Consider the following 12,447-nt stretch of genomic DNA (forward strand, 5'->3'; position numbering starts at 1 on the left):
AAAAACATCCTCAGTTAGGCACAGTTTGGGGCAATCGCGCTCCTGAAGGCGATCGCCAGGTCAACCGCTCACCCTGAACCATGAGACCAAACACCTTATTGAGCAGCCTCAGCAGCGGTAAAGGCCATTTGCCAGAAGTTCGCTTCGAGGTCGGCCACCTGCAAAAAGGCAGCTTCGGCCTGGGCCTGAACCTCTGGGCTAGCTATAGCTAGGGCGGCATCGGCCTGGGCGGCCAGCAGGTGCACGTAGTCGGTAAAGCCGGGGTTGCCCCAGCGATCGGCGAACTCGGTGTAGGGCTCAGGCATGGGGCCAGGTAACTGCCAGCCCTGGTTGTAGGCGTACTCGATCGCCCACAAAGCAGTAGCCTGTACCGAGTAGGGCCGCGCGGCCAGGCTGGCCATAAACTCGCAGTAGCGCTGGCAGGTGAGCTGGGGAGACGTGGATAGGTTGAGCGATCGCTCGGCGGCCTTAGCCTCAAACCACAGCAACTCATCCTTCAGGGCACCAAGCCCCGCCAACAGCCCATCGATATGGTCATCGGGGGCCGCCCCCAGCACCCGCCCCACCATGCGGGTAAAGTCTTTGACAAACAAAAAATCCTGCACCAGCCAGGTGTTGAACTGGGCGGGGTGCAGAGTGCCGCTCTGGCAGCCAGCTAGAAATGGGTGGGTGGTGGCGCTGTCCCAGGGAGCGGGGTGGGCTTGCAAGAGGGATTGACAGGTCAGAGGCATGGAAATCTTCCTCCTAATTCGGCACGATCTCGGTCACGACGCGGCCCCCGTCAACCACTATGGTCTGATCATCAATGCGGCCTACAGCGCGCGCGCCGTTGAGGTTGACGTTAGGGTTGACCTGGCGATAGTTAACGCCACCCTCGGCGACTAGGGTTTGGGTCTCTACGTTCCAGTCGAGGCGATCGCTGGTCATGCGGGCCTGGTTAGCTTCGCCCACGGCCACCACATCTTGGGAGAGAAAAATTTGCTGCGCCGCCAAATCCATGCGGCCCTGGCGGGCGGTAACCCTGATTTTATTTTCGGGATGGATCAGGGTGAGGGGCTGGTTGACGGTTACCTGCTCTTCGGCCACCTGCCAATCTAGAGCTTCGCTGGCCATATTGAGTGGAATATCTAGCATCTGCATGGCCACCTGCCCGCGTAGGTTCACTAGCTGCGTAGCCAGGTTTACCGTGCCGCGCTGGCCCACTACCACATCGGAAATCGCGTTTTGCTTAAACTGCTCTACCCGCAGGGGCTGAGCACTGTCGATGCGCTCCTCATCCCAAAACCAGGCGAGTTCCTGGGCCTGAAGCTTCAGCCAGGGCTCGGTTTTAGGGTCGGCAACCACCGTACTGGCCACCACATTACCGGCTAGCTCCATACGGTTTTCGCGGTTAAACACCCGCGCCTCGTCGGCTACAGCCCGCAGTTGCGGATGAGTACCGGTAATTTGGTCGCGCATAATCAGCACATCGTTCTCGGGACGCCACTCCATTTCGTTGCCCCGCAGCACGGAGCCATTCTTAACGCCAGTGGCCACAATATTGCCGCGCAGCAAAATTACGCTGCCGTTTTCGCGCACCTCGCCAGTGTCAGCCACCACTTGATAGATAACTTCGCCGTCTTGAAACAGGTCGCCATCGGGCCGGGTGATAAACGCCACCTGCTGGTCAGGGCTGTAGGTCACCTCCTTACCCTTAACCCGCCAGAGCAGCTGTCCCTGTTCGTTGGGCTGCTCTAGGGTGACATCTCGCAGTGTCAGTCCTGGGGGTGGATCTCCAGCAGCCGGGCCATCGGCACCCGGCTCTGAACCAGGTCGCCCAAGCAGGCTATACAGCCCCAGGCCCAGAGCTGCGATCGCAGCCCCACCAATCATCAACTGCCGCCATCGTGCCATGGTGCTGCGCCTGTAACACTACTCGCTGATTGTCACGCCGTCGTCTACCGCATCGCCGGCAGCCGCTAGGTTAGACAGAGGGCGGTAGGTGTAGCTGTGACTTGCAGAGGTGCGGGGCATTTTTCTAATGTCGTCTTTGATCCCTTCAAGATCGATGTAGCGATCGGCCACATTGATCAGGCTGTCGCTGGTCATCGATCGCAGACTCACCACCTCAACCCTCGCCCCCCGATAACTAGCAGCATCGGCAGCGTAGGCTAGATCGCCGTCACCGCTGACCAGCACAGCAGTGTCGTAGTAGCCGACCAAGGCCACCAAATCTACCGCTATTTCGACATCTAGATTGGCTTTTTTAGAGCCATCGGGCAGTTGCACCAGGTCTTTGGCAATCACTCGATAGCCGTTGCGCCGCATCCACAGCAAAAAGCCCTGCTGCTTTTCGTTCGTGCGGTCTACTCCAGTGTAGAAAAACGAGCGAAACAGCCGCGAGCCAGCCGTGAGCTTACACAGCAGCTTGGTATAGTCAATCTCAATGCCCAATTGCAGGGCCGCATAGAACAGATTCGAACCATCAATAAAAATGGCTACCCGGCCCCGATTTTCGAGCACTTGCTCAGGGGTGAAGATGCCGTCTTCGCCAAGTAAAGAGTGGTTGTTTAAGGAATGGCTGTGAGTATCTAACATGGTTTTTTATTAAGGTGTTAAATCGAGCTGAAAGAACAAGCTAAAAACAAACGTGAAACGAACTGGAGCGGTTTTAGGCTAAGGGCTGCTCACGGGTTCGGGCAGCTCTAGGCGCTGAAATACGGGGGAGGCTTCTCCCAAAACCTGAGCAGGGGGTAAATAGCCCCAGGCAGCATGGTCGGCATAGCTAATCTGCTGGCCGATGGCTTTGTCGTCAAAATCGATGGCAAAGCCTAGCTGAGCATAAATTTGGTTGCTAATGCCGGGGATGATCGGCGACAGCAGATAGGCAGCCTGCCGCACCGACTCCAGTACGGCGTATAAAACGGCCTCGGTTTCGGCCTGTTTGCCCTGTTTGTAGAGACTCCAGGGAGCTTGCTCATCAAGGAACTTGTTGCTGGCCTGCACTAGCGCCAAAATCGCGGTACAGGCTTGGCTAAAGGCCAGGTGAGTATAGGCCTCAAAGACGGTTTTAGGCAGCGCTGTGCCGATCGCCCGCAGAGAATGGTCAGTTGCAATGCTCTGAGGATCAACATCGGGCACATGGCCATCGCAGTAGCGCCCGGCCATCTTCAGAGTGCGGTTGAGCAGATTGCCCAAATCATTGGCCAGATCGGCATTCAGCACATTGATGAAGCGAGTTTCGTTAAAGTCGCCATCTTTGCCAAACTCGATTTCGCGCAAAAAGTAGTAGCGCACCGCATCAGGACCGTAGGTTTCCACCAGCGCCACCGGATCGAGGGTATTGCCCTGGCTCTTGCCCATCTTTTGGCCGTCTTTCGTTAAAAAGCCGTGGCCATAGACTCGTTTGGGCATCGGCAACCCCGCCGACATCAGCATGGCGGGCCAGTACACGGCATGAAACCGCAAAATGTCTTTGCCAATCAGGTGAGTATTAATGGGCCACCAGTGGGCGATCGCCTGCTCCAGGCTGGGCGGGTCGCTGGGATCTTGAAGGGCGGTAATGTAGCCCAGCAGCGCGTCAAACCACACGTAAAGGGTGTGATCGGGGTCGGTGGGAACTGGAAAGCCCCAGTCGAGGTTAACGCGCGAAATCGAGAAGTCTTGCAACCCCCGTTTCACAAAGCTGAGCACCTCGTTGCGACGGGCCTCTGGCTGAATAAAGTCGGGCTGCTCAGCGTAGAGCTGCTCAAGCTGCTCTTGGTATTTCGACAGTTTGAAGAAATAGTTTGACTCGTCGCGCCACTCCACCGGCTTGTTGGTGTGAATGGCGCAGTGCTGATTGGGCAGCAGATCACGCTCTTCTTTAAATTCTTCGCAGGACACACAGTACCAGCCCTGCTGCTGGCCTTTATAGATATCTCCCTGTTCCCACACCCGCTGAAAAAACTCGTTGACGATGGCGTTGTGGCGAGCAGAAGTAGTGCGAATGAAGCGATCGCAATCAATATTTAGCAGCCCCCACAGACGCTCAAACCCAGCCACAAATTCGTCGCAATGTTCCTGGGGTGAGACACCGCGATCTTCGGCAGTGCGCTGAATTTTTTGGCCGTGCTCATCGGTGCCAGTAATCATTAGCACCGGATGCCCCATCAGCCGATAAAATCGGGCCACTACATCGGCGGCAATGGTGGTATAGGCGCTGCCAATGTGGGGTAAGCCATTGACGTAATACAGCGGCGTAGTAATAGCAAAGGGCGGTTGGTCTACAGGGGTAAAAGTCATACAAAAACTGAAACATCAGCCCACTAAAAGGCCCATGAGATAACAGCAACAATCGGCGCGCTAGCCTCTAGACAAAAGGCTTTAAACTAACCCGACAAATACTAAGGATAGCAGCGCCAGGAAAAAGCTAGACCGAGGCCCCTTGCAAAACCCACAGGCCCAAGCTAGTATCCTAGACTGCTATGTTAGGGTTCCCTGAATAAGCCCCAGAAGTTTTAAGCATCTGGCTTAACCCCGCCCTAAAAATTGCCAATCAATCGTCAAGCAGGCCCAGGCGATCGGGTGGCCAAAATCGCACCACGGCTTTGCCAATGATATTTTCTTGGGGCACAAATCCCCAGGCGTGGCTGTCATAGCTGCTGTTGCGGTTATCGCCCAGCACCAGGTAAGAGGCATCTGGCACGGTCTCTGGGCCCCATTGGTAGTCAGGCGCAGCTTTGATGTAGGGCTCAGTCAGCACCTCGCCATTGCGAATCACCTCACCATCACGCACCTCGACCACGTCGCCCGGCAGACCAATAATGCGCTTGATATACGCGTCTCGGCGCTTTCCAGGGGGCGTGAGGCTGTCGGGCGGCCAAAACACGACAACATCCCCGTGCTCAGGGGGGTTGAGGTAATAGCTGATCTTTTCAATCACGAGGCGATCGTTAATTTGCAGCGTGGGTTCCATAGAGCCCGAGGGAATGTAGCGTGCCTCTGCCACAAAATGTCGAATGCCCAGGGCCAACACAACGCTCAGCCCGATGGTTTGCAGCCCTTCTACCCAGGGATTAGGCTGGGGTGCCTGCTGCTTTTGAGTCGGGCCTGGCGTTAGGGATGACTCGGGCGGCAGCGAAGATTTATTAGACTGGTCGGTCACAGGTGTGTCCCCGAAGATACAGAGAAAGATTAGCCCCAGTAGCTTCCAGGGCAAAGTCGCCCCAAACGTACCCGCTAGGCCTGTCCTAGTGTAGTCGATCTACTTTGCAACCATTCGTCTCCAGTGGACGGTTGGTTACAGAGATAACAGACAGCGGATTTAGTTATCCCCAGAGCGTTCCTTTAGGGAGTAGCAGGAGCCAAATCCTCAGACCACAGCCCTTTTTCTTCGAGCCAGGGACGGCTGTAGATGCGCGACTGGTAGCGGGAGCCGCCATCGCACAGCACGGTGACGATTTTGTGGCCGGGGCCGAGCTGCTGAGCCAACTTTACCGCCGCCGCCACGTTGATGCCCACCGAGCCACCCATAAACAGCCCGTCGTTGTAGAGCAGTTGATAGATGGTGCGCAGCGCCTCAGGATCCTCAATTTGGATGGCGTCGTCGATGGGCGCCCCCTCCATGTTGGCGGTGATGCGGCTATTGCCAATGCCCTCGGTAATGGAGTTGCCTTCAATGTGAACTTCGCCGGTTTTGACGTAGCTGTAAAGGCCGCTACCCATGGGGTCAGCCACCACACAACGAATGCTGGGGTTCTTCTCTTTGAGAAACATGGCTACGCCAGCGTAGGTGCCGCCAGTGCCCGTAGCTGCCACCCAGCCATCGACAGTGCCCTCGGTCTGCGCCCAGATCTCGGGGCCGGTGGTTTCGTAGTGAGCTAGGCGATTGGCCAAATTGTCGAACTGGTTGGCCCAGACAGCGTTGTCAAGCTCCGCCGCTAAGCGACCTGAGAGCTTCACATAGTTGTTGGGGTCGCGGTAGGGCACGGCGGGTACGGTGCGAACCTCGGCGCCGAGGGTGCGCAGCAGGTCAATTTTTTCCTGCGACTGAGTATCGGGGATAACGATGAGGCAGCGGTAGCCTTTTGCATTGCAGATATGGGCCATGCCAATGCCGGTGTTGCCAGCGGTACCCTCAACCACCGTGCCACCGGGCTGGAGCAACCCCTTTCTCTCGGCATCTTCGACAATGTAGAGCGCGGCCCGATCTTTGACCGAGCCACCGGGGTTAAGAAACTCTGCTTTACCCAGAATGTCGCAGCCGGTGGCCTCGCTCACGCTGTTGAGGCGAATGAGGGGAGTGTTGCCAATTGTGGCGACAAAACCTTGTTTGATATCCATGCCTTCCGTAACCGTTGACAACAGTCTGTTCGGGGCCAGGCGATCGCCCAACCTAGCGCCTGCCCAAGGCAATATCCCCAGCGCAGGTCGCCTCTTCATCCTACGGTGAAACGGCTGGCTTCTCGGCTATATCGGTCAGTTTTCTGGGGTTCGCTCGACAAGTTCAGCTTATAGGTAGAGTTTTCTAACCGGCAAAATTCCCCTGCTGGACTTCGCCTTTCTGAGCGTAGATTTGGGTTATCGTTGCGATCGCTTACTCTATTATCCTTGCCCCCTGTCTTGTGCCACGATGAAAACCCTTGAGGCGCTAATTTTTGATGTCGATGGCACCCTGGCCGAAACTGAGCGCGACGGCCACCGCGTGGCCTTTAACCAGGCGTTTCAGGAGTTTGGTCTGCGCTGGCACTGGCCGGTGGGTCTCTACGGTCAGCTGCTGCGGGTGGCGGGGGGCAAAGAGCGCATTCGCTACTACATTCAGCGCTACCAGCCCAAGTTTGAAGCGGAGGATATCGATGGGCTGGTGGTAGCCCTGCACCAGGCTAAGGCCCGGCACTTTCAGGCTCTTGTGGAAAGCAATGTGATACCGCTGCGGCCAGGGGTGCGGCGGCTGATCGAGGCGGCCCGGCGGGAGGGGGTGCGGTTGGCGATCGCCACCACCAGCGCCAAAGACAGCGTTATTCCCCTACTTGAGCGCCTGCTGGGGCCAGACTCACCCAGCTGGTTTGAGGTAATCGCTGCCGGAGACATGGTGCCCGCCAAAAAGCCCGCCCCCGACATCTACAATTTGGTGATCGACGCGATGAATCTCAGCCCCGCCACCTGCTTGGTGATTGAAGATAGCCCCCAAGGATTAGAAGCGGCAGTTGCCGCCGGACTCCCCACCGTGGTTACGGTCAACGACTACACCCGAAGCCATGCTATGCCCGGTGCTCGCCTGGTCATCAGTCATCTGGGCGAACCCAGCCTGCCCTTTGAAGTCCTTTGGGGCAAGGCCAGCAACGCCTACTATTTCTCTCTAGATCTGGCCCAGACGCTGTTGTCAGATTCAGCAGCCCAGGGGTAAGGACTTTTGGTGACCACATCATTACTCTAGCAATTGAGTCCCCCCAGGACACGCGCTGTGCGCTCCTGCCTTGGGCATACCAATCATCTTCCTACCCATTCACCTATCCACCCACTCTCCATGTCCCTATCCCTAGCCCTCTGGCACGCCAATGATGACCTGGCCCAGGACTGCCTCAACCACCCCTTCGTCCAGGGCATTGGCGATGGCACTCTGCCAGTAGAAAAATTCGCCTACTACGTGGGACAAGACGCCTTTTTTCTCGAAGCCTTTGCCCGCGCCTACAGCATCGCCGCCGCCAAAGCGTCTACTTGGGAAGACTTTCAAGTGTTCCACCAGCTGGCCGATGGGGTGCTGGCCGAGCTAAATCTGCACGGCGGCTACGCTCAGGAATGGGGAGTAAACTTAACCACCATTACCCCCGGCGCCGCCACCCGTCGCTACACAGATTTTTTACTCAGCACCGCCTGGGGGCAAACGCCTGGCGCGACGGCGGTAGCAATGGCCCCCTGCATGCGGCTCTACGCCTTTTTGGGTCAGTCTTTGGTGCAGCTTAACCCACCGCCCCATCGCTACAGTCCCTGGATTGACACCTACAGCAGCGACCAGTTTGAACCTCTGGCCGCTCAGCTCGAAGCGCTGATTGATAATTCGGCAGCAGACAGCCCCAACAACCAGACGGCCTACCGCTACGCCATGGAGTGCGAACTCGCCTTTTTTGAGGCCGCATGGCAGATAGACAGCTTCCAAAAGGATGACCTCAAGGATGGGTTAAGAGATGAACGTAGGTAGGACAGGGATTTAGTGTGTTGACCAGTGCCTGATCAGCTGTCCAAAACTCCGCTGACTCCAGATCGGCAACCGCGAGAAAAGCGGCATCGTAAAGGGTGGCTAGGTCGAAGGTCTCTGCCAGTTGCCAGGTTTTTGTGTGCAGGCGATCGCTGTCTAAATAGTTGATAGGCATCTGACAAAAGTCGTCATAGAAGCCTGCGGCCTGAGCTGCTGTAATTAGCCCTAGGCGAACTTTTTTGCGCAGTACTGAGCCCACCTCAGCCCACGCGAACCCCGGAGCAACTAGATATTCGCCCGATAGCAACAGAGGGGTAATCAAGCTTCTTGCTTCGCTTTGCAGGGGCTCAGGCACAAGGTAAGGAATCCACAGGCTGGTATCAATGCACTTAGCCACGTCGTCCCTCGCCGCCCCGCAACTGGCGAATCAAATCAACAGAACTGGGCTGAATGCCGGTTTGCCCTTCAACCTCGGCACTGCGAGCCAGAATGCGCTGATGGGCCGCAAGGGTTTTGCGCCGCTGTACTTCGCGAGCGATCGCCTCAATCACCAGCTCATTCAGCGATTCGCGACTTGCCTGAAAATGCTTTGCCTGCTCCAACAGGTCAGTGGGCAGCCGAATAGTTACCGCTTGGCGTTCCATACTTTTACCTATGACATCACGATGTGATGTCATCTAGTGTAACCATTGCCCTGTTTACTAGTGGTGAAATCGCCTTGGCCGGAGATAATAGACGCGGAACCCTCTACTGGCCGACCCCATGACTGCGGACATTCGTCTACTCGTGCTCGATATCGATGGCACCCTGGCTGGCGTGTCTAACCAGATCAGCGAGCCGGTGCTGGAGGCGGTGCGCGAGGTGCAGCAGCGGGGGATTGCGGTGGCGATCGCCACTGGGCGCATGTATCAATCGGCCCTGCGGTTCTACGAGGTGGTGGGCTCTACCCTGCCGCTGATGGCCTACCAGGGGGCGTTCATCAAAGACCCCGCCACGCAGAAACTGCACCGCCACACGCCGCTGCCCCGGCGGCTGGCCCTCGAAATTCTCGCCTACCTGGCCCCGATGGAGGCCAACAACGACCTGTCGATTCACCTCTATATCGACGATCAGCTCCACGTGCGGGCGATTATTGAAGACACCAAGGCCTACGCCGTGCGATCGGGTGTGCAGCCGATCGCAGCGGGAGACTTGGCCGCTCTGCTATCCGGTAACGTCGTCATCGAAACCACCAAGCTGCTGACCCTGAGCGAAAACGTGGACTTATTGAGCGACATTCTCAGCGATTTGGGGCAGCGCTACCCGCTGGATGATCTGTACCTGACGCGATCGGTGGAATATTTCGTCGAAGCCACTCATCCCAAGGCTAACAAGGGCGAAGCGGTGCGGTTTTTGGCCGAAGACCTGCTGGGCCTGAAGCCTGACCAGGTGATGACCGTGGGCGACAACTACAACGACCTCGAAATGCTGCGCTATGCGGGCATTGGCGTGGCCATGGGCGATGCCCCAGAGCCGGTTAAGCAGGGGGCTGACTGGGTGGCACCGGGGGTTGAGGCGGATGGGGTGGCGGCGGCGCTGCGGGAGTTTCTGCTGTAGGTTTGGCCGAGCTGTCGATTAGCAGGCTGTCGTACAGCTCAGAGAGGGTGACGGCGCGGTAGCCCTGTCGATCGATCAGCGCCAGCAGGGTGGGCAGAGCGTAGGCGGTCTGCACGCAGCGCTCCATTGAACCGCCGTGTATGACAAAAATCGCCCCCGGAAAAATGAACTGCGCCAGGTACCAGGTGTTGAGGTGGGGAGTACTCAGGCTGCGCATGGTGTCGAAGGGAACCATCGAGGCCAGGGCCACCAGCGACTCGTAGCCGGGAGCGAGGCGAATATGCTCGACCATGGCTCGGTTGTAAAGGCCGCGCCCAGGACGATACCAGCGCAGGGGCTGCTGAATCAGGTCGGTGATGCGATCGTGGGCCTCTTGAAAATGGCGGGCAAACTGGGCGGGCTGCAAAATGGCCGGGGTGGTGTCGGTGGTGCCGTGGTTGGCGATTTCGTGGCCGCTGGCCAGAATGTCTTGCAGAATGGTGCTGCCGGGGTTGAGGTGGTCGGTAATGACAAAGAATGTGGCATGTACCGGCTGTTTGGCGGTGCGGTTATAGGTATCCAACGCGTCGAGAATCATCCGGGTGGAACGATCGTCGCGATCGCCCGGCGTCGGCACATCATCAATGGTCAGCGCCACCAGGGGAGCTTTGGTCGGCGCATAGAACAGCGCATCCGGAAACATCCGGGCGACCTGGGTCAGCAGTTGGTGATGGGGAGGAGCCATAGCATTGGCGGCCATAGCCTTAACGACTGGTGGGATCTAGACTATCGCGGAGGCGATCGCCCAGCGTGTTAATGCAGAGTACTGTGAGAAAAATTGCCATGCCGGGAGACAGCACCAGATAGGGAGCACTCTCGATGTAGTTTTGGGCGTCGTAGAGCATGCGCCCCCAGGTGGGCACATCGGGCGGAAATCCAACCCCGAGAAAGCTGAGAGTAGACTCGGCCAAGAGGGCATTACCCACACCGATGGTCGCCGCCACAATCACTGGCCCTAAAATATTGGGCAGCAGGTGGGTTTTGACAATGCCCCAAGGGCGTGCCCCCAACGCCACGGCTGCCTGCACAAAGGTGCGCTGCCTCAGGCTCAAGAACCCGGCCCGCACCAGGCGGGCCACCGACATCCAGCTCAGACCGCCAATCAGCAGCACAATCAGCAAAAAAATGCCCCGCTCTGGCCCCAAAGTGCGGCGCACCGGGTCGCCCAGCAGGTAGACCACCAGCAGCACCAGCGGCAGCTGCGGTAGGGCCAGAAACAGATCGGTGACGCGCATCAACACGACATCTACCCAGCCGCCGCAAAACCCGGCCAGAGCCCCGATCGCCACCCCCAAGCTAATGCCCACCAAGGTTGCCGCCAGCCCCACCGCTAGCGAAATACGTCCGCCGATCAGCAGGCGGGCCAGCTGGTCTTGCCCCAGGTCGTTGGTGCCCAGGGGCTGCCCCACGCCGGGCGGCAAAAAGGCACGAGCAAAATCGATGGTGCTGGGAGAGCCGGAGTAGAGGATGGGGCCGAGGGCGATCGCCAGCATCAAAATTCCCAGCACTACTAGGGCAAGTTGAGCAGTGCGATCGCCCCACAGCCGCTCCCAAACCCGATTTTTGCTGCCGGTAGGAGCCACGACTCCCGGAGCAAGGTCGGTATTAATGGCCATAGCGCACCCGGGGGTCAATGATGCCGTAGAGCAAGTCGGCCACCAGGTTAAACGCCACCACTAGCACTGCGTAGATAAACGCAATCCCCATCACCACGGGCGTATCGCTGCGGTAGATCGACTCGATCAGCAGCGCCCCAATTCCCGGCACCCGAAACACCTGCTCTGTCACCAGCGCCCCCGTAAAAATCGTCGGAATATCCAGCGCCACCAGCGTCACCACCGGAATCAGCGCGTTGCGCAGCATGTGCAACGTGACGATACGCCAGCGGCCCAGCCCCTTCGCCCGCGCCGTTTTCACATAGTTCTGCGGAATTTCTTCGAGCATAGCGGCCCGCACAAACCGCAGCAGCACCGCCGTTTGAAACAACACCAACGTTGCGATCGGCATGATTGACTGCTTCAGCCACCGCCCCAGGGTCGCGGCATCGCTCACCACCAGCTGATTGTCGTAGATAAAAGGCAGCCACCCCAGCCGCACACTCAGCACAATGATCAGCACCAGCCCCGAAAAAAAAGGCGGCGTCGAAAACCCCATAAACGCCAGCGTCGTAATCGCTCGGTCAATCCAGGTGTTGTGCCGCAGCGCCGCCACCATCCCTAGGGGCAGCGCCAGGGTCACGCTCAGCAGGTAGGCCACCCCAATCACCCACAGGGTGACCGGCAACCGCTGGGCAATTAGCTCCACCACCGGCAGACGGCTGGTAAACGAATAGCCCAAATTGCCGCTAAACAGCGCCACCGTCCATTTCAAATAGCGAATGGGAATCGGCTGGTCAAGGCCGAGCGATCGCACAATGTTCTCCCGCACCTCCGGCGTAACCGCCGGATTCGTCGCCAGATCGCCCAGGGGATTGCTCGGTGCCAGCGCCAGGATGAAGAAGATCACCGCGCTAATAGCCAGCAGCGTGGGGATGGCAATCAGCAGACGTTTGAGCAGGTAGCCGAGCATAGGGGAGAGATGGGGAAGGTGAGGGGGGTGGAGAGAAGTTTTGAGTTTTGGATTTTGAGTTTTGAATTGTTTTGGCCAGAATTTAACTC

Annotated in this window: 14 protein-coding genes; 3 read left to right on the plus strand and 11 right to left on the minus strand. The window is 57.9% G+C overall.

What is annotated here, in order from left to right:
• Positions 1-95 precede the first annotated feature (95 nt).
• From H6G07_RS02435 to H6G07_RS02460, 6 genes are all read right to left on the minus strand, one after another.
• Positions 96-731, minus strand: coding sequence for a TenA family protein (locus tag H6G07_RS02435; protein WP_073606589.1), 636 nt, complete (start codon positions 729-731; stop codon positions 96-98).
• A gap of 13 nt (positions 732-744) precedes the next feature.
• Positions 745-1,893 carry an LPS export ABC transporter periplasmic protein LptC gene (gene lptC / locus H6G07_RS02440; RefSeq protein WP_199311845.1) on the minus strand — a complete coding sequence of 383 codons (1,149 nt, stop codon included), beginning with the start codon at positions 1,891-1,893 and terminating at the stop codon, positions 745-747.
• An 18-nt stretch (positions 1,894-1,911) separates the two neighbouring features.
• A complete protein-coding gene (locus H6G07_RS02445) occupies positions 1,912-2,577 on the minus strand; it encodes a LabA-like NYN domain-containing protein (protein ID WP_073606587.1) in 666 nt (221 codons plus the stop codon).
• 78 nt (positions 2,578-2,655) lie between these two features.
• The gene (gene metG / locus H6G07_RS02450; protein ID WP_073606586.1) at positions 2,656-4,263 is read right to left on the minus strand and encodes a methionine--tRNA ligase; all 1,608 of its coding nucleotides are present in this window, start codon (positions 4,261-4,263) and stop codon (positions 2,656-2,658) included.
• Between the two features lie 253 nt (positions 4,264-4,516).
• Positions 4,517-5,125: a signal peptidase I gene (lepB, locus tag H6G07_RS02455; protein WP_084172823.1), complete on the minus strand. Its 609-nt coding sequence runs from the start codon at positions 5,123-5,125 to the stop codon at positions 4,517-4,519.
• A 182-nt stretch (positions 5,126-5,307) separates the two neighbouring features.
• The gene (locus H6G07_RS02460; RefSeq protein WP_073606584.1) at positions 5,308-6,303 is read right to left on the minus strand and encodes a cysteine synthase A; all 996 of its coding nucleotides are present in this window, start codon (positions 6,301-6,303) and stop codon (positions 5,308-5,310) included.
• A gap of 289 nt (positions 6,304-6,592) precedes the next feature.
• Between H6G07_RS02460 and H6G07_RS02465 the strand changes: the two genes are divergently transcribed.
• Both H6G07_RS02465 and H6G07_RS02470 read left to right on the plus strand, forming a co-directional pair.
• The gene (locus H6G07_RS02465) at positions 6,593-7,366 is read left to right on the plus strand and encodes an HAD family hydrolase (RefSeq protein WP_073606583.1); all 774 of its coding nucleotides are present in this window, start codon (positions 6,593-6,595) and stop codon (positions 7,364-7,366) included.
• A gap of 120 nt (positions 7,367-7,486) precedes the next feature.
• Positions 7,487-8,158: a TenA family protein gene (locus tag H6G07_RS02470; RefSeq protein WP_073606582.1), complete on the plus strand. Its 672-nt coding sequence runs from the start codon at positions 7,487-7,489 to the stop codon at positions 8,156-8,158.
• On the opposite strand, the gene H6G07_RS02475 is transcribed toward H6G07_RS02470, so the two are convergent.
• Both H6G07_RS02475 and H6G07_RS02480 read right to left on the minus strand, forming a co-directional pair.
• On the minus strand, positions 8,127-8,552 hold the full coding sequence (locus tag H6G07_RS02475; protein WP_073606581.1) for a type II toxin-antitoxin system VapC family toxin: 426 nt from the start codon (positions 8,550-8,552) through the stop codon (positions 8,127-8,129). The genes H6G07_RS02470 and H6G07_RS02475 overlap by 32 nt on opposite strands.
• On the minus strand, positions 8,545-8,799 hold the full coding sequence (locus H6G07_RS02480; protein WP_073606580.1) for a YlcI/YnfO family protein: 255 nt from the start codon (positions 8,797-8,799) through the stop codon (positions 8,545-8,547). Before H6G07_RS02480 ends, H6G07_RS02475 begins: the two co-directional genes overlap by 8 nt.
• A gap of 118 nt (positions 8,800-8,917) precedes the next feature.
• Between H6G07_RS02480 and H6G07_RS02485 the strand changes: the two genes are divergently transcribed.
• A complete protein-coding gene (locus H6G07_RS02485; protein ID WP_073606579.1) occupies positions 8,918-9,751 on the plus strand; it encodes a Cof-type HAD-IIB family hydrolase in 834 nt (277 codons plus the stop codon).
• Here the strand turns inward: H6G07_RS02485 and H6G07_RS02490 are convergent.
• The 3 genes from H6G07_RS02490 to H6G07_RS02500 are packed head-to-tail and all read right to left on the minus strand — an operon-like array spanning position 9,672 to position 12,358.
• Complete coding sequence (locus tag H6G07_RS02490; protein ID WP_073606578.1) at positions 9,672-10,490, minus strand: polysaccharide deacetylase family protein; 819 nt, start codon at positions 10,488-10,490, stop codon at positions 9,672-9,674. The genes H6G07_RS02485 and H6G07_RS02490 overlap by 80 nt on opposite strands.
• Before the next feature lie 4 nt (positions 10,491-10,494).
• Complete coding sequence (locus tag H6G07_RS02495) at positions 10,495-11,406, minus strand: ABC transporter permease (RefSeq protein ID WP_073606577.1); 912 nt, start codon at positions 11,404-11,406, stop codon at positions 10,495-10,497.
• On the minus strand, positions 11,396-12,358 hold the full coding sequence (locus H6G07_RS02500) for an ABC transporter permease (RefSeq protein ID WP_073606576.1): 963 nt from the start codon (positions 12,356-12,358) through the stop codon (positions 11,396-11,398). Before H6G07_RS02500 ends, H6G07_RS02495 begins: the two co-directional genes overlap by 11 nt.
• Positions 12,359-12,447 lie beyond the last annotated feature (89 nt).

This window comes from Phormidium tenue FACHB-1052 (assembly GCF_014696675.1).
GTDB classification, from domain to species: Bacteria; Cyanobacteriota; Cyanobacteriia; order Phormidesmidales; family Phormidesmidaceae; genus Nodosilinea; species Nodosilinea tenuis_A.